This window comes from Ochrobactrum sp. BTU2, assembly GCF_024539785.1.
In the GTDB taxonomy this organism is placed as follows: Bacteria; Pseudomonadota; Alphaproteobacteria; order Rhizobiales; family Rhizobiaceae; genus Brucella; species Brucella anthropi.
Window position 1 is genome coordinate 297,593 of the sequence record NZ_JAHWRG010000004.1, and the last position, 16,233, is coordinate 313,825.

Genomic DNA, 16,233 nt, shown 5'->3' on the forward strand with positions numbered 1-16,233 from the left:
TGAATGAAAAGGGCCGGTTTCCCGGCCCTTTTTTATATATTGAATGCGGCATGATAGGCGACATCGCCCTGTGGCATATCGGCCCCGAAGGCCAGACACTGGAAATATTCCGCGGGCACACCCGGCAGTTTCAGCCGCGCATCGGCCTTGAAGCCGAAACGACCATAATAGCCGGGATCACCCAGAAGAACGCAGCCTTTAGCTCCAGCCGCACGCAATTGCGCAAGGCCCTCACGGATCAGCTTGCCGCCGATCCCCTCGCCTTGCCGGTCTGGACGGACCGAAACAGGGCCAAGCCCGTACCAGCCCTTGTCCTCGCCACCGATCAGGACGGGCGAGAATGCGACATGACCCAGAATTTCGCCCTTATCTTCGGCAACCAGCGACAGAGTGAGCGCCTTTGCAGCGCGAAGCGCATCAACGATCTCTCCTTCCTTCTGGTTGCTATAAGCCACGGTGCGGAATGCCTCATCCGTGAGGTGACGGATTTCGGCGGCGTCTTCAGACGTTTCCTTGCGAATATGCATGACGCTCTCCTTCACCGGTTATTGAGCTGAGCGCGAACATTTTCGCGCCCTTTGAACGAGATGCGATAAGGACTGCCCATTCGGGATTCGATCAGCCGCTTACGGCGCAATTGCTGGAAAACTGCCATCGTGCAATCGGAAAGCAGATAGCCTTCACGGGTAAAGCATTCGATTTCGCAGATATGTCCGTCTTCGCGCAGATGGCGGATGTAGCCGCCCTGCGCCAGCACGTGCAAGACGCGCTGTTCCATGCGTGAGATATTCATTGTTGTTCTTGCCTGGATGGAAACCATGACAAGCACCAGCTCTCGCGGATGGTGAACCATCCACGGCCAATGCCGTTTCCGCTCCTGAACACTGCCCGTCAGACGCTCTCAGCGCCTGCCATCTTGCAGCTTGTTCGGAACGATCAAAGGCTTCCTACAATCTCCGGCATCAACAATTCCTCGTTATGGTATTCCCGGCAAAATCCAAAATGGCAGTGCGGCAGGGAACACATAAAAACAGGAGGGCGATAAGCCCTCCTGCTCATTTATAAGCGCTGAACGCCAGTGTCAAACGGCTTCAAGCCTTCGGCTGGTTGCGCAGCTTTTCGGCTTCCGCATAAAACTTCTTTTCCCACTCATTGTGGTTATCGAGCCCCTCCTTGATGAACGGCGTGAAGATCGCAAGGTTCATCAGGCACCAGTTGACAAGTCGAGCCGGGAACTTGAGCGGCTTCACAAAGTCGACGAAAAGGACCACGCGCGTCTTGTCGGTATGGTTCCACGCCTCATGCTCATAGGCATCGTCGAAAATCAACACCTTGCCTTCCTGCCAATGACAGACCTGATTGTCCACGCGGATGGCAAGCTGGTCATTCGGTTCCGGCACGATGAGACCAAGATGCAGGCGCAGCACGCCATTATAAGGTCCGCGATGCGGCGGCAGATGCTTGCCCGGTTCGAAGATGGAGAACATTGCCGTCGTCAGGCCGGGAATCTTGTTCACGATACGCCAGGTTTCCGGGCAGGCCTTGATGTTCTGTTCCGACTTCACGCCGAAACCGAGCAGAAAGAACGTCTTCCAGCGATTATCGGTCGAGATCGTTTTCACATCGGTCGAAATATCCTGAAAGGAAGGCAGCTCACTCTGACGCAGCAGAACCGTATCCAGTTCCTTGCGGATGGCAGGCCATTCCTTCTCGATCTCGGCAGACCAGGGGAAAGTCGCATTGTCGTAGACGGGCGGATTGCCAAGCTTGGCATATTTCAGATTGAGACCTTCGGCCCAGGATACGATCCCCATGAAAAAACGGGTGATCGGGCTTGGCCGGTCCATGGCGGCGATGCCTTCGGTGCCAAATTTCTGCTTTGGATCGGTCGCTGCTTTGTCTTGTATCGATGTATCGGGGTTGGACATCTCATATTCTTTCAAAACGCGCGCTGAAAAGTTTTCTTTGTCAGTATTGGGCCTGTTTTGGGTATGTTTCGCCCCAAAACCGGTTCCCACTTTTGGGAAACATGCTCCAGCTATAAAGCGATGAAACTACGGCTGAAATTTGCAAGCAAGCCATTAGCTATTCATTTTCAGGGCATTTCCAACAAAAGTGAGACACGGTTTTGTGTTCGGAAATGCCTGAGAAAAAACGGTTAGAGCGAAACCGCTCTAACCGCGATCAAGTTTGTCCAGAAGCGTGGCACGGTCAAGACTAAAACCGGAGTCAATCCAGAAAGTTTCGAGAGACCGCAATGTTTCTCCAAGACCGGGGCCTTTTTCAATGCCCAAAGCCAGAAGATCACTGCCCGTGACAGGGAAAACAGGCGCATCGTAATGTTCGGCAGCATCGAGAAGACGCGCGAAACCACCGGCGCGGATCATCGCATCGTCGCTGCCCACAGCATCGGCCCTCGCCGCCGCATAGGCCAGACGAATGCGGTCAAGCACAGCCTGCTTGCTGCCGCGATAGATGGTCTTCTTCAAAGCTTGCTCGGAAAGCTCCGGCTTGACCGTATCGGCCCGTGCCCAGGCTTCAAGCCGCGCCCTTTCCGCATTGGACATTTTCAGCCGCTTGCCCATCTCCTCCATCCGCACGCTGTCGGGCGGAATAATGCTTTCAAGCCGCAGCAGCGGATCAGGCTGCCAGCCAAGATCGGCCTCGGTCCGCACCAGCCCATGAATGGCGTCGATACCCCATTTCTCGCTTTCAGGCAGAATGAGATTCAAGACACCGGCCTGTCGCATCCACAAAAGCGCGCGCGACGGATCGGGAGCGGACAGGAGTTTCTTCAGTTCCGACCAGACCCGTTCGGCGGAAAGCTGGGTGAGGCCATCCTTCAGTCGTGCGCTGGCGCGCAAGCCCTCAGCCTCGGGCCGTCCCGAACCATACCAGGCGAAGAAGCGGAAAAAGCGCAGGATGCGCAGGTAATCCTCTCGAATGCGCTGTTCCGCATCGCCGATGAAGCGCAGCGTCCGGCTCTCAATATCGCCAAGCCCGCCCACATCATCGATCACGCCGCCATCAGCCGTCACATAAAGTGCATTGATGGTGAAGTCGCGCCGTTCCGCATCGGCTTTCCAGTCGGTGCCGAAGGCGACCTTGGCATGGCGGCCATTGGTTTCAATATCCTGCCGCAGCGTCGTGACCTCGAACGGATGGCCCTGCACGACAACAGTGATCGTGCCATGCTCGATACCGGTCGGCACCGGCTTGAAACCGGCTTCATTTGCCAGCCTCACCGTATCCTGCGGCAAATGCGTCGTTGCCAGATCGACATCGCTGACCTTGGTGCCAAGCAGCGTGTTGCGCACTGCGCCACCCACGACACGCGCCTCGCCGCCATCGCGGTTCAGCGCCTTGAACAGGGCTTGCAACGGCTTTGCTTTCAGCCAGTCCGCCTTGCCGGAAATATTCATACTCTCGCTCAAACGTAGAGCCTTTCATAAAGTCCGCGAATGATACCGGCGGTTGCCCCCCAGATGAATCGCTCGTGATAAGGCATGGCGTAATAAAAGCGTTCCTTGCCGTTGAATACCCGGCTTTCACGCCGATGGTTCTCCGGGTTCATCAGGAAGGAAAGCGGCACCTCGAAAATATCGGCGACCTCGTCCGGGTTGGGATGCACGTCGAACGGCGTTTTCACCACCGCCAGAATGGGCGTGATCGAAAATCCGCTACCGGTGAGATAACGCGGCAGATTGCCAATGATCTCGGCACGATCCGCCGCAAGCCCGATTTCCTCATTCGCCTCGCGCAGTGCAGCCCGTTCCGCCGTGCCATCCTCCGGGTCGATTGCACCACCCGGAAAGGCGATCTGGCCGGAATGCTTGCGCAGTGTATCGGTGCGCTGTGTCAGAAGAAGTGTTGCCTCCGACCCGCGATCCACCACCGGCACAAGAACGGCGGCGTCGCGCATCTTAGCCATCGTCATTAATTGTGTAATATCGGGATTAAGCGAATGATCGCCAATCAGATCATCCTGGCTGGGGCGCCACTGCCGAACCCGCTCGGCAAAATCACCGGCTGAAAAGGCTGGGAATTCACTCATTGCAGTGCAGCCTCCAGTGCATCGGACACCATGATCGGAAAGACCACGCCGCCAGAGCGAACCGCAAATGTCGGCACGCCGTCGACTTCGATTTCTTCGCCCAGCGCCACCAGATCATACATCACAGCACGCGCAATCAGCGCCTCCAGCCGTCCACGAACCAGCACATAGGGCTTCAAGCCACCGCTTGTCCGCTCTATCACGAAGCGCAGGGGATGCTGCGCGTCGGCGGTCACGACGTCACCCACATTGGTACGGAATGTCAGTGCCTGCGTCTCGCCTACGCCAGACACTTCCATCTCGACGGCAACAAAATGCGCATCCTCGACGCGGATGCCGACTTTTTCCACCGGCGTTACAAGATAGGTCTGGCCGTCATCATCCTTGCGCAGAACGGTCGAAAACAGTCGCACAAGCTGTTTGCGCCCAATCGGCGTACCCATATAGAACCAGGTGCCATCCGCCTTGATTTCCATATCGAGATCGCCGCAAAAGTCCGGGTTCCAGCGCTCAACAGGCGGGATTCCGCGCTCTTTCGTCGCCGGACCACTTTGCGCATCCGCATGGGCGCGCGCAATCAGGGCTTCCAGTCCGCCAGTTCCTTCCGCGGTGCGCATCGAACTTTGCGGCGCGTCTTTGCCTTCAGGGGTGCTTTTTATCATCCGACTCGGTTATTCCTGCTCGAATGTGTTTAATATGCTCGAAGTCATGAAATAGTCACCGTTTCGCGGCTTGTCAGCACTATATGCGATTTATAAGGCACTTCCGCCAGAGCGGTCATATTGCGAGGTCCACATGAGCGTTATCGTTACGCCTGAAACCGCCAATCCCGAACAGATCGTCGCGGAGGCCGAACGGGCGCTCGCGGACATCGCACGCATCAAGGAAAGCGTCGGGACTGTGATCTTCGGTCAGGAAAACGTGATCGAGCGCACGCTCGTCGCCGTTCTGGCTGGCGGGCACGCCTTGCTGGTCGGCGTACCGGGTCTCGCCAAGACCAAGCTGGTCGAAACGCTGGGCACCGTGCTCGGCCTCTCCGGCCAGCGCATCCAGTTCACGCCCGACCTGATGCCATCCGACATCATCGGTTCGGAAGTCATGGAACAAGATGCCGACGGGCGCCGCTCCTTCCGCTATCTCAAGGGCCCGATCTTCGCGCAGCTCCTGATGGCTGACGAAATCAACCGTGCTTCGCCGCGCACGCAGTCTGCGCTTTTGCAGGCCATGCAGGAATATCATGTCACGGTCGCGGGCCAGCGCTACGACTTGCCCGCACCGTTTCATGTGCTTGCGACACAGAACCCGCTGGAACAGGAAGGCACCTATCCGCTGCCGGAAGCCCAGCTCGACCGCTTCCTGATGCAGATCGACATTCTCTATCCGGAACTGGATGCGGAACGCCGCATTCTTCTGGAAACAACCGGCGTTTCCGAGGCCAAGGCCTATGAGATCATCAACGCCGAACGGCTGATCGAAATGCAGACTTTGGTGCGACGCATGCCGGTGTCGGAAAGCGTTGTGGAAGCAATCCTCAAGCTGGTGCGCTCCGCCCGTCCCGATGCCGATAACGACCACGCGAAGAAACATATTGCCTGGGGTCCCGGCCCACGTGCCAGCCAGGCGTTGATGCTCTGCGCACGCGCTCGCGCACTCTATGAAGGTCGCCTCGCCCCATCCGTAGACGACGTGAAAGCGCTGGCCGAGCCAGTCCTTCAGCACCGCATGGCGCTCAACTTTGCGGCGCGCGCCGACGGCATGCATATTCGTGACGTCATCGCAAATCTGGTAAAGGCTGCCGTCTGATGGTCATTGGCGCAGAAGTTTCCACCGCAGATCGCAAGGAGACACTTGCTCGCGCCCGTGCGCGGGCAGCGGCTATCCCCGATCTGCTGGTTGAAGCTCAGCGCGTGGTCAACACCGTCATGAATGGCTGGCACGGACGGCGCAAACGCGGTCCCGGCGAAAATTTCTGGCAGTTCCGCCCCTATGTGGACGGCGAATCCCTTGCCCGTATCGACTGGCGGCGTTCCGCGCGCGACGATCATACCTATGTCCGCGACCGCGAATGGGAATCCGCCCATACGGTCTGGCTCTGGTGCGATTTCTCGCCCTCAATGCTCTATCGCTCGCAGCTCGCGCCTGTTTCCAAGGAAGCGCGTTCGCTCGTGCTGACGCTCGCTCTTGCCGAACTTTTATCGCGCTCGGGCGAACGCATTGCCTTTCCGGCGCTGATCCAGCCTTTTTCTGCCCGCAACGGCGCTGAACGTCTGGCGGCAGCGCTGATGCACGAAGCGCCGGTTGCAGCACTGCCCGACATCACCCAGATCCGCCGCTTTTCGGAAGTCGTCCTCGTATCGGATTTCCTGCATCCGTTTGATGAACTGACCGATCTTCTCGACCGTCTGGCACAACGCGGTGTCCGCGCGCATCTGGTGGAAGTTGCCGATCCTGCCGAAGAAACATTTCCCTATTCGGGCCGCACCGAGTTCCGCGATCCGGAAACCGGCGCCACGCTCGTTGCCGGTCGGGCTGAAACCTATGCGGACGACTATCGCCGCCTCTACACTGCGCGCCGTGAAACCCTGTCGGATTTCTGCAAGCGGCTCGGCTGGAGCTATACGGTTCACCGGACAGACAGGCCGACGGCGGAAGCACTGGCACGGCTTCACGATGCCCTGAGCGCAACAGGGAGCAGCGCAACGGGGGCCAGCGCCAAGGGAAGCAGCACATGAATTTTCTGCCGCTCGCCTTCGGTTCGCCGCTCATTCTCGCCGGGCTGATCGCCCTGCCGGTCATCTGGTGGCTTTTGCGCATGACGCCGCCGCGTCCGCAGGAAGAAACCTTTCCGCCGCTTCGCATTCTGGCGCAGGTTTTCAAGCGCGAGGAAGTGCCATCGAAGAGTCCATGGTGGATGACGCTGCTGCGGCTGCTGATTGCCGCGCTCGTCATTCTCGCACTCGCCTCGCCGGTCTGGAATCCGCGTCCGGTCGCGCTGTCCGGCAATGAGCCGCTTGCCATCGTCATCGACAATGGCTGGGCTTCCGCCGAGGACTGGCAACAGCGGGTCAATGCCGCCGAAAAACTCATCTCCGACGCAGAGGGCAGCGATGCTCCGATCTACATCGTGGGTTCGGCGGAACCGGCCAATGCCGAAATCGGCCCGTATGACGGCAAGAGTGCTGCTGAGCGCCTTCAGGCACTGGAGCCGCGCCCGATCCCAGTTGACCGCAAGTCGGCAATGGAACGACTGGCTTCCACCTTGCCCGCGGATACAAAGGTCCGCCTCGCCTTCATGAGCGACGGGCTGGCATCGCCAGGTGATGCGGAAACCTTCGCAGAGCTGGACAAGTCGAGGCATCTCGCCTCCGTTCTCTGGTATGGCGCGAGCCTCAGCCGCACTTTGGCGCTGACCGGCATAGACAACAAGGCTGACGGTCTGGAAGCCGTCGCCATCCGCCCGGAAGGCGTGTCGGCTCCGCGCACGCTCACTGCCGCTGCCTATGACGACAAGGGACGCCGCATCGCCGAAGCGCCGCTTTCCTTCGCGCTTGGAAGCGCGGAAGGCACGGCACGGTTCAACCTTCCGGTGGAGCTTCGCAATGATTTTCGCCTGATCCGTGTCGATGGTATCGAACAGGCAGGCGCAACACGGCTGATCGATGCAGGATCGGAACGGCGCACCGTCGGCCTTATCGCCAGCGGTGACGGCGATCTGGCGCAGCCCCTTCTCTCGCCGCTGCATTATATTTCCCGTGCGCTGTCGCCCTATGTCAATCTGATCGAACCGCGCTCCGCCGATCTTCTGCAATCCGTGCCGGAAGTGCTGGATGCAAAGCCGTCGATCCTCATCATGGCCGATATCGGCACGTTGCCGCAGCCTGTCACCGAACAGCTTTCCAAATGGATTGAGGACGGCGGCACGCTGGTGCGGTTCGCAGGCCCGCGCCTTGCCGGTGCCAGCGACAATGATCCGCTTCTGCCGGTGAAATTGCGCAAGGGCGAGCGCGCCTTGGGCGGCACGCTGTCCTGGTCCGAACCGCAGAAGCTCCGCATTTTTCCTGACAAGGGGCCTTTTGCCGGTCTGGCCGTCCCCGATGATGTGACCGTCACCCGGCAGGTTCTTGCCGAGCCGTCGTTCGATCTCAACGACAAGGCTTACGCCGTTCTTCAGGACGGAACGCCGCTTGTGACCGGCGAACAGCGCGGACGCGGCAATATCGTGTTGTTCCACATCTCTCCCGATGCCAGCTGGTCAAGCCTGCCCATTTCGGGTTCCTTCGTGGAAATGCTGCGCCGCATCGTGTCGCTGTCACAGAGAACCGGCGCGCAGGAAAATCAGGTTTCGGTCTCTCTGCCGCCCTACCAGCTGCTTTCGGCTTCCGGCGCGCTGACCCCACCGACATCCGAGGCCAAGCCACTGATCATCGAAAAGAACAAGCAGGCCAGCGTCAGCATCAACACGCCGCCCGGCGTTTATGGCAATGAGGACGGCTTGAAAGCGCTCAACATCTTCGAAGGTGCGAACATCAAGCTGCAACCCATTGCCCAGCCGACACTTTCCGTCGGAATAACGCCTGCTTCCTATACATCGGACCAGTCGATTTCACTGGCGGGACCATTCTTTGCGGTCGCCGCAATGCTTCTCGCACTCGATACGCTTTTGATGCTGTGGCTGCGCGGTGCCTTCCGTCGCCGCATGAAAGTGCGTGCCAAGGTGGCGGGAATAGCTGTTCTGCTGGCCGGTTCCCTCGCCTTCAACCTGCTTCCTTCCGGAATGGGCAAAGCACAAGCACAGACTCAATCCCAGTCTGGGGCTCAAGAGCAGGTGCATGACGACAGCAAGCCGGGAGACGAGGCGATCATCAACTCCGTCTCGCAGACGCATCTTGCCTATGTCATCACCGGCAGCGCCCAGACCGACGACATCAGCAAGGCAGGCATGCGGGGCTTGAGCTTCGCGCTGATGGACAAGACCGCACTCGAACCGGGCGACCCTATCGGCGTCGACCCCGCCAAGGACGAACTGGCCTTTTATCCGTTGATCTACTGGCCTATCGACCCGCAGGCACCGATGCCAAGCCCGGAAGCGATTGCCAAGGTCGATGCCTATATGCAGCAGGGCGGCACCGTGCTTTTCGACACGCGCGACCAGTTGCAGGCCGGAGCCAGCCTCGATCCGTCGGCCTCACCCGCCAACCAGCGCCTGCGCGCCATTCTCGACGGCATGAACGTTCCGCCGCTGGAACCCGTGCCTGACGATCATGTGCTGACCAAATCCTTCTTCATCATGCCCGATTTTCCGGGTCGCTATGAAGGCAGCCCGCTCTGGGTCGAGGCTTCGACACCGAACGCTTCGCCACGGGAACGCCCCGTGCGCACCGGCGACGGCGTGACGCCGATCATGATTACAGCCAATGATTTCGCTGGCGCATGGGCTGTGGATGAGCAAGGCAATCCGCTGCTCCCGACTGTGCCGAACGATCCGATGCAGCGCATCTATGCCATTCGCGGCGGCGTGAACATCGTGATGTATATGCTGACCGGCAACTACAAATCCGATCAGGTCCACGCCAAGGACCTCATCGAACGGCTGGGGAACTAGCATGATGTTTTGCAGCCACGTCATCGCCCGATCCCGCTTCTCTTTTCCCCTCATCGTGAACGCGAACGGCGGTAGGAGGTGAGAATGAATATCGAATTCGAACCGTTCCTCTCCACGCCCTGGATGATTGTCATCCTCGTGCCGCTGGCGCTGTTGGTGCTGGCCACGATTGCGTTGCGGATGCGCGGCGGTCTGATCCGTCTGCTGGCTGCGGCAGCGCTTGCGCTCGCGCTTTTCAATCCAGTCATCATCAATGAAGAACGCGAACCGCTGAAAAGCGTGGTCTCGGTGGTGGTGGATCGCAGCCAGAGCCAGGAACTCGGCAGCCGTCGTGCCGACACCGATGCCGCCTTGAAGGCGGTTCAGGACCAGCTTGCAGCCATGCCGCAGTTTGAAACCCGCGTGGTGGAAGCAGGCAAGCCCGGCGAAAACGAAGACGGTTATGCAACCCGGCTTTTCGGGCCGCTGGCGCGTTCGCTCCTCGATGTGCCACCGTCCCGCGTCGCGGGCGCGATCATGATTACCGACGGCCAGGTGCACGACATCCCAGGTAACAAGAATGCGCTCGGCTTCGATGCGCCGCTGCATGGTCTCGTGACCGGAAAGCCGGATGAATTCGACCGCCGCATCCGCTTCAACAAGGCACCGCGTTATGGCATCAGCGGCAAGCCGCTCGAAATGTCGTTTACGGTGATCGATGAAGGCAAAAACCTCGGCAGCCCTGCGCCGGTCGAAATCCGCGTCAATGGCGAAACCGTCAGTGAGGAAGAAGCGCAGGTCGGGCAGGAAACACCCGTCACCATCACCTTGCCGCGCGCCGGTGTGAACATTGTCGAAATTGCCACGCCAGCGCTTCCCGGTGAAGTAACAGACACCAACAATCGCGCTGTCGCAACCGTGGACGGCGTTCGCGAGAACCTGCGCGTGCTGCTCGTCTCCGGCGAGCCGCACAATGGTGAGCGCACATGGCGCAACCTGCTGAAATCCGATGCTGCGGTCGATCTCGTTCACTTCACCATTTTGCGCCCACCGGAAAAGCAGGATGGTACACCAATCAACGAATTGTCGCTGATCGCATTCCCGACACGTGAACTCTTCGTGGACAAGGTCAACGAGTTCGACCTCATCATCCTCGACCGTTACCAGCACCGCGATGTGCTGCCGCTCCTCTATTACGATTACATTGCGCAATATGTGGAGAATGGCGGTGCCTTGCTGGTTGCAGCCGGTCCGGAATATGCAGGCGAAATGTCGATTGCCCGCACACCGCTTTATAGCGCCCTGCCCGCCATGCCGACCGGCGCGGTGACCGAAAAGGCGTTCTATCCGCGCCTTACGACCATCGGCAAACGCCACCCCGTCACGCGCGGGCTTGATGGCAGCGAACAGGAGCCACCACACTGGAGCCGCTGGTTCCGCACCATCGACATCACCGCGCCACAGGGCGAAACAGTGATGAGTGGCGCGGACAACAAGCCGTTGCTGGTTCTCAACCGCGTCGGAAAAGGCCGCGTCGGCATGTTCCTCTCCGATCAGGGCTGGCTTTGGGCGCGCGGCTTCGAAGGCGGCGGCCCTTATGCTTCGCTCTATCGCCGTATCGCCCATTGGCTGATGCAGGAGCCGGAACTGGAGGAAGAGGCGCTGACCGCCTCAGGCAATGGCCGCACCCTTTCCATCCGCCGCCAGACCATGGGCGATAATCCGGGTGTTGCAACCGTCTCGACCCCATCCGGCAAGGAATTGCAGGTCAATCTTGCGCCCAGCAAGCCAGGCCTGTTTGAAGGTTCGCTGCAAACGGACGAGATCGGCATCTTCCGGGTGAAAAACGGCGATCTGGAAGCACTGGCCCATGTCGGGCCGATCGATGCGCCAGAATTTGCGGACAGTATCTCCACAACGGATCGTTTGAAGCCTCTCGCTGAAGCGGCCGGTGGCTCGGTCCATCGCGTGCATGCAAGTGCCGATAGTTCGGTCCGGGTTCCCACGATTACCGCAATCAGTGGCAACCGTAGCGCCAGCGGCAACGACTGGATTGGCCTGCGTGAAACCTCGGATACGCAGCTGAAAAGCGTCAATCGCCTGCCGTTGTTCTCTGGCTTCCTGGCGCTCGGCCTGCTGCTCTTCGTCTTCGGCAGCATGTGGTATCGCGAAGGGCGGTAAACCGCGTTCGTCCGACGCCCTCATCCTGAGCTTGTCGAAGGATCAAGGGCGAGCGCCGGTTCAGTTCCCCTCTCCTTCGAGACGCCATCTGCGACGGCTCCTCAGGATGAGGGGAAAACAAGCGTCTCCGCTAACTTCCCAGACGAAATCAATCAGGCCCGGTTGGCGTGGCGCACGATGCCGCTGACACCGTTCAGCGCACCGGTTGCGAGTTCGCAGGCAAGCATCCGGCGCGGATCGACCGATGCTGGCATGACCATGGAGCCAGCAGGCACCATCTTGAAACCGAACGGACCGTAGTAGGGCTCGTCGCCGACGAGAATAACCAGCTTGTGACCGGCCTTCTCCGCCGCTTCCAGCGACATGCGCATCAGCTTGCCGCCAATGCCCCGCTTCTTCCACTCAGGCCGCACAGCAAGTGGTCCAAGCAGGAGTGCGGGCGTCTTGCCGACGATAACCGGCGTCTGCCGTACTGAGCCAACGACGATGCCGCCCATCAGTGCAACGAAGGAAAGGTCGAGGGCGTGCGGACCACCTTCACGGATGAAATGCGCGGCCCGGGTAAACCGTCCGGGCCCGAAGGCTTCGGCATTGATGGCTTCGATTTCAATGTCGTGCGCCGGGCATTCCTGCGCGTAGGTCAGTTCAAGCTGCTGCATGGGCTTAGATCGCAATAGGAGAAGTCGGAGACCATCAGGTCAATGGAATGCATTCCGCGCTTGGGCGCGGTTCAAGTTTCATCGTCGGATGAAAAGCATTTCCATTAATCGTTCTCCTTGGCGGTCGGCGTTTGAATGACCGCAATTTGGAAGTTGCATTACACCAAAATGGACAAAGGTAAAACTATTTTTTTCAAAATGGCGGTTTAGACTGATCTTTTTGGAACCGTTACGCACTGTTCACGGCTTGCAATGCTGCAAAATGGCGGTTCTCGCCCTATTCTCTTTGCAAAAGGAGAAATCACATGGGACTTCTGGTCGATGGTAAGTGGCACGATGTCTGGTACGACACCGAGAGCACGAAAGGCCGTTTTGAACGTTCTAAATCGCAATTCCGCAACTGGGTAACGGCAGACGGCAGCGCCGGTCCGACCGGCGAAGGCGGCTTCAAGGCCGAGCCAGGTCGCTACCATCTCTACGTTTCATATGCCTGTCCGTGGGCGCATCGCACGCTGATCTTCCGTGCCCTGAAGGGACTTGAAGATGTCATCTCGGTATCGGTCGTGGATTACCTGATGGCGGAAGAAGGCTGGACCTTCTACGGCACGACTGGCAGCACCGGCGATGCACTTTACGGTGCAAAGCGTTTGCATGAAATCTACACTCGCGCCGATCCAAACTATTCCGGGCGCGTCACGGTGCCGGTGCTCTGGGACAAAGAGCGCCAGACAATCGTGTCCAACGAGTCAGCGGAAATCATCCGCATGCTCAACACCGCGTTCAACGATTTCGGTGATGCCTCGCTCGACTTTTACCCGGAAGCATTGCGCGGTGAAATCGATGCCCACAACGATTTCATCTACCCCAATATCAACAACGGGGTTTATCGCGCCGGTTTCGCCACCACGCAGGACGCCTATGAGGAAGCGTTCGGGCAATTGTTCGCGGCGCTCGATTCGCTTGAGGATCGGCTTTCGCGCCAGCGTTATCTGACCGGCGACCGCCTGACAGAAGCGGACTGGCGGCTGTTCACGACGCTCTTGCGTTTCGATCCGGTCTATGTGGGCCATTTCAAGTGCAATCTGCGTCGTCTCGCCGATTACCCGAACCTTTGGAACTACACGCGAGAGCTCTATCAGGTGCCGGGCGTGGCCTCGACCGTGAACATGGAACACATCAAGGGCCACTATTATCGCAGCCACAAGAACATCAATCCGACGGGCATTGTGCCTGCGGGACCGGAGATCGACTTCTCTGCGCCGCATGACCGGGATCAGTTTCCGAAAGCCTGACCAGACGGGACTGCGTTTTTCCTGCAACACTATTGTTAGAACATCAGCACTCTCTCAAAATCTCTTGCGCCCCTTTGATTTCGATCAATGGGGCGTTTCGTTGCGCGGTCCAAATTGCACACATCACTACCCCCAAGGCTAACAAGACTGACAAGACCGAACACGACTTAAGGAGAGAGAAGATGAACCGCTTCACGAGGGGATTGCTGGCCGCAACCGCGCTGACCTTTGCCGCGCCGGCAGCATTTGCTGCGGACGCAGTTGTAGCGCAGCCCGCATCTGAAATTCAGGCCATTCCGGAGGCCCTGTCGCCATGGCAGATCCGTGTGCGCGCACTCGGCGTCATCCCCCAGAATTCCGGCTATGTGAACGGCATTTCGGGGTCTGATCTCGACTATTCGAAGTCGATCACACCTGAACTCGACATCACCTATTACTTCACCGATAATTTCGCTGCCGAACTCATTCTCGGCACGACCTATGCCAATATCAATGGCGCCGGTTCAATCGACGGATTGGGCAAGATCGGCAAGGCATGGATTCTGCCTCCGACCCTCACCCTGCAATATCACTTCACCAATTTCGGCGCCTTCAAGCCTTATGTCGGCGCGGGCGTGAACTACACCATGTTCTACAATCAGGATGCGACTGGCGTTGAATATCTCAAGGTCAAGAATGCATTCGGCGGCGCGCTGCAGATCGGCTTCGACTACATGCTCAACGAGCATTGGGGCGTGAACTTCGACGTCAAGAAGCTGTTCCTGGAGCCCAAGTTCGACGCCACCCTGATCGGCGGCACGGAAGTCAGCGGCAAGGCCAAGCTCAATCCATGGCTGATCGGTACGGGTGTTACCTACCGCTTCTAAAATTACGCATGTCACAGTGAAGGCGCAGCCAATGTGCCTTCACCAAAGCGGAAGCGGTTCCAGATCGTGAAGCGCTTCCTGCAGACGCCGCTTGGTTGACGGCGTCGTCCCTTCCGGCAAATCGTCCAGAGGAAAGAAACCGCATTCTGCGATTTCCCGGTCCGGCAAACGCGGGGCCGTCTGTTCGAATTTCCTGCATATATAAAGCGCCACGTGGTCGCGCGGCGATGCATGCGCATTCTTGTAGAGCGCAAAAAGCTGCGGAGGGCCTTTCAGAACAATATTGGCCTCCTCGCGCAACTCCTTTTCCAGCGCCTGCCCAAAGGTCTCGCCACGTTCGACGCCTCCGCCCGGCAATTGCCATCCGGGGACATAGGTATGCTTCACAAGAAAAACGGAATTCTTCTTTTCATCGAAGACAATAGCCCTGACGCCCAGCGTCATCGGGCGTCGCATTAGAAAATAAGTATGAAATATGAAATGACGAAAGCGCATACCGTCTCTCCGCGAGGCAATATACCTCTATCCAAAACAGCAATGACATCAACAAAAAGTCGCTAAACAGGTTTCGGTTTCACGCATTATCCAGTAAATGGGCCTTATGTTTCGTCTCGCCCATATCTCCGATATACACCTTTCGCCTCTGCCGCGCGTGCGATATCGCGAATTGGCATCGAAGCGTATCACCGGCTATATCAACTGGCTGCGCAATCGCAAAAACGCGATGCACGGAACCGTGCTGGACACTCTCATTGATGATATGCAGGCGCAAACGCCGGATCATATCGCGGTGACGGGTGATCTCGTCAATCTGGCGCTCAATCTCGAAATCGATATTGCCCACGACTGGTTGTCCAAACTGGGTAGTCCGGACGATGTATCGGTCGTTCCCGGCAATCATGATGCCTATGTTCCGGGCGCGCTCGACAAGTCGTGCCGGAAATGGGAACCGTGGATGCGTGGCGACGGCATCGACAACAAAGACAATCGCCCGCAATTTCCCTATATGCGCGTGCGCGGACCCGTTGCGCTGATCGGCGTTTCGTCAGCGCGTGCGACGGCCCCCTTCATGGCGAGCGGCGACTTCCGGTCTGAACAAGGAAAACGTCTGGCCGCAATGCTGGATGAAGCTGGCGCTCGTGGGCTCTTCCGTATTGTGATGATCCATCACCCGCCGATCTATGGTGCAACGCCTGCCCATAAACGCCTCTATGGTATTCGCCGTTTCCAGAAGATCATACGCAAACACGGTGCAGAGCTGGTTCTTCACGGCCATACGCATCTTATCACGCATTACGAGATCGACGGGCCGAACGGCAAGATTCCCGTTATCAGCGTGCCGTCTGCAAGCCAGAATTTCGGCGGCCATAAACCGGCTGCCCGCTATAATATATTCAGTATCGATAAGCGGCCTGACGGCAGCTGGTCATGCCTCATGGAAGAGCACGGCGTTTCCGATGCCAGCGAGAAAATAACAAAGCTCAACGAGCGCGTTCTTTATTGATGCGGCAAATAAAAAACGGCGCCAAGGCGCCGTTTCTTGTCCGATCTTTGGCTGATTCCCTGAAGTTTACGCAGTTCTTACCGGGAACGGCAGCTC

15 protein-coding genes are annotated in these 16,233 nt (G+C 58.4%); 7 read left to right on the plus strand and 8 right to left on the minus strand.

Features of this window, described 5'->3' with window-relative positions; translation table 11 throughout:
* Positions 1 to 32 precede the first annotated feature (32 nt).
* From KWJ32_RS13845 to KWJ32_RS13870, 6 genes are all read right to left on the minus strand, one after another.
* A complete protein-coding gene (locus KWJ32_RS13845) occupies positions 33 to 527 on the minus strand; it encodes an N-acetyltransferase (RefSeq protein ID WP_094513989.1) in 495 nt (164 codons plus the stop codon).
* Between the two features lie 11 nt (positions 528 to 538).
* Positions 539 to 793 carry a YjhX family toxin gene (locus KWJ32_RS13850; RefSeq protein WP_010659599.1) on the minus strand — a complete coding sequence of 85 codons (255 nt, stop codon included), beginning with the start codon at positions 791 to 793 and terminating at the stop codon, positions 539 to 541.
* 298 nt (positions 794 to 1,091) lie between these two features.
* Positions 1,092 to 1,928 (minus strand): aspartyl/asparaginyl beta-hydroxylase domain-containing protein, encoded by an 837-nt coding sequence (locus KWJ32_RS13855; protein ID WP_125300055.1) that lies wholly within the window; start codon positions 1,926 to 1,928, stop codon positions 1,092 to 1,094.
* A 246-nt stretch (positions 1,929 to 2,174) separates the two neighbouring features.
* Positions 2,175 to 3,434 (minus strand): CCA tRNA nucleotidyltransferase, encoded by a 1,260-nt coding sequence (locus tag KWJ32_RS13860; RefSeq protein ID WP_192799851.1) that lies wholly within the window; start codon positions 3,432 to 3,434, stop codon positions 2,175 to 2,177.
* The gene (locus tag KWJ32_RS13865) at positions 3,431 to 4,054 is read right to left on the minus strand and encodes a CoA pyrophosphatase (RefSeq protein WP_012091651.1); all 624 of its coding nucleotides are present in this window, start codon (positions 4,052 to 4,054) and stop codon (positions 3,431 to 3,433) included. Before KWJ32_RS13865 ends, KWJ32_RS13860 begins: the two co-directional genes overlap by 4 nt.
* A complete protein-coding gene (locus KWJ32_RS13870; protein WP_012091650.1) occupies positions 4,051 to 4,716 on the minus strand; it encodes a DUF1285 domain-containing protein in 666 nt (221 codons plus the stop codon). The genes KWJ32_RS13865 and KWJ32_RS13870 overlap by 4 nt, the downstream gene beginning before the upstream one ends.
* A 133-nt stretch (positions 4,717 to 4,849) precedes the next feature.
* Here KWJ32_RS13870 and KWJ32_RS13875 point away from each other — a divergent pair, with 133 nt between their 5' ends.
* The 4 genes from KWJ32_RS13875 to KWJ32_RS13890 all read left to right on the plus strand — a co-directional run bounded on the left by KWJ32_RS13875 (position 4,850) and on the right by KWJ32_RS13890 (position 11,816).
* Positions 4,850 to 5,857, plus strand: a complete 1,008-nt coding sequence (locus KWJ32_RS13875) for a MoxR family ATPase (protein WP_010659594.1) — start codon at positions 4,850 to 4,852, stop codon at positions 5,855 to 5,857.
* Entirely contained in the window at positions 5,857 to 6,786 is a 930-nt protein-coding gene (locus KWJ32_RS13880) for a DUF58 domain-containing protein (protein ID WP_012091649.1), read from the plus strand. Before KWJ32_RS13875 ends, KWJ32_RS13880 begins: the two co-directional genes overlap by 1 nt.
* Positions 6,783 to 9,656 (plus strand): DUF4159 domain-containing protein, encoded by a 2,874-nt coding sequence (locus tag KWJ32_RS13885; protein ID WP_012091648.1) that lies wholly within the window; start codon positions 6,783 to 6,785, stop codon positions 9,654 to 9,656. The genes KWJ32_RS13880 and KWJ32_RS13885 overlap by 4 nt, the downstream gene beginning before the upstream one ends.
* A gap of 84 nt (positions 9,657 to 9,740) precedes the next feature.
* Positions 9,741 to 11,816 (plus strand): glutamine amidotransferase, encoded by a 2,076-nt coding sequence (locus KWJ32_RS13890; protein ID WP_012091647.1) that lies wholly within the window; start codon positions 9,741 to 9,743, stop codon positions 11,814 to 11,816.
* Between the two features lie 152 nt (positions 11,817 to 11,968).
* On the opposite strand, the gene KWJ32_RS13895 is transcribed toward KWJ32_RS13890, so the two are convergent.
* Positions 11,969 to 12,475 carry an N-acetyltransferase gene (locus tag KWJ32_RS13895; RefSeq protein ID WP_012091646.1) on the minus strand — a complete coding sequence of 169 codons (507 nt, stop codon included), beginning with the start codon at positions 12,473 to 12,475 and terminating at the stop codon, positions 11,969 to 11,971.
* A 305-nt stretch (positions 12,476 to 12,780) separates the two neighbouring features.
* On the opposite strand from KWJ32_RS13895, the gene KWJ32_RS13900 reads away from it, so the two are divergent.
* Complete coding sequence (locus tag KWJ32_RS13900; RefSeq protein WP_040129151.1) at positions 12,781 to 13,767, plus strand: glutathione S-transferase family protein; 987 nt, start codon at positions 12,781 to 12,783, stop codon at positions 13,765 to 13,767.
* Positions 13,768 to 13,949: 182 nt separating this feature from the next.
* Positions 13,950 to 14,633: an OmpW family protein gene (locus KWJ32_RS13905; protein ID WP_012091644.1), complete on the plus strand. Its 684-nt coding sequence runs from the start codon at positions 13,950 to 13,952 to the stop codon at positions 14,631 to 14,633.
* Between the two features lie 39 nt (positions 14,634 to 14,672).
* Here KWJ32_RS13905 and KWJ32_RS13910 read toward each other — a convergent pair whose 3' ends face one another.
* On the minus strand, positions 14,673 to 15,128 hold the full coding sequence (locus tag KWJ32_RS13910) for an NUDIX domain-containing protein (RefSeq protein WP_012091643.1): 456 nt from the start codon (positions 15,126 to 15,128) through the stop codon (positions 14,673 to 14,675).
* A gap of 106 nt (positions 15,129 to 15,234) precedes the next feature.
* On the opposite strand from KWJ32_RS13910, the gene KWJ32_RS13915 reads away from it, so the two are divergent.
* On the plus strand, positions 15,235 to 16,137 hold the full coding sequence (locus KWJ32_RS13915) for a metallophosphoesterase (protein WP_094514103.1): 903 nt from the start codon (positions 15,235 to 15,237) through the stop codon (positions 16,135 to 16,137).
* The last annotated feature ends 96 nt before the right edge of the window (positions 16,138 to 16,233 follow it).

Bases quoted from the DNA above. Each gene is read 5' to 3' on its own strand.
- KWJ32_RS13845 (WP_094513989.1), bottom strand. From the start codon at position 527: ATGCATATTCGCAAGGAAACGTCTGAAGACGCCGCCGAAATCCGTCAC.
- KWJ32_RS13850 (WP_010659599.1), bottom strand. From the start codon at position 793: ATGAATATCTCACGCATGGAACAGCGCGTCTTGCACGTGCTGGCGCAG.
- KWJ32_RS13855 (WP_125300055.1), bottom strand. From the start codon at position 1,928: ATGTCCAACCCCGATACATCGATACAAGACAAAGCAGCGACCGATCCA.
- KWJ32_RS13865 (WP_012091651.1), bottom strand. From the start codon at position 4,054: ATGAGTGAATTCCCAGCCTTTTCAGCCGGTGATTTTGCCGAGCGGGTT.
- KWJ32_RS13870 (WP_012091650.1), bottom strand. From the start codon at position 4,716: ATGATAAAAAGCACCCCTGAAGGCAAAGACGCGCCGCAAAGTTCGATG.
- KWJ32_RS13875 (WP_010659594.1), top strand. From the start codon at position 4,850: ATGAGCGTTATCGTTACGCCTGAAACCGCCAATCCCGAACAGATCGTC.
- KWJ32_RS13880 (WP_012091649.1), top strand. From the start codon at position 5,857: ATGGTCATTGGCGCAGAAGTTTCCACCGCAGATCGCAAGGAGACACTT.
- KWJ32_RS13885 (WP_012091648.1), top strand. From the start codon at position 6,783: ATGAATTTTCTGCCGCTCGCCTTCGGTTCGCCGCTCATTCTCGCCGGG.
- KWJ32_RS13890 (WP_012091647.1), top strand. From the start codon at position 9,741: ATGAATATCGAATTCGAACCGTTCCTCTCCACGCCCTGGATGATTGTC.
- KWJ32_RS13895 (WP_012091646.1), bottom strand. From the start codon at position 12,475: ATGCAGCAGCTTGAACTGACCTACGCGCAGGAATGCCCGGCGCACGAC.
- KWJ32_RS13900 (WP_040129151.1), top strand. From the start codon at position 12,781: ATGGGACTTCTGGTCGATGGTAAGTGGCACGATGTCTGGTACGACACC.
- KWJ32_RS13905 (WP_012091644.1), top strand. From the start codon at position 13,950: ATGAACCGCTTCACGAGGGGATTGCTGGCCGCAACCGCGCTGACCTTT.
- KWJ32_RS13910 (WP_012091643.1), bottom strand. From the start codon at position 15,128: ATGCGCTTTCGTCATTTCATATTTCATACTTATTTTCTAATGCGACGC.
- KWJ32_RS13915 (WP_094514103.1), top strand. From the start codon at position 15,235: ATGTTTCGTCTCGCCCATATCTCCGATATACACCTTTCGCCTCTGCCG.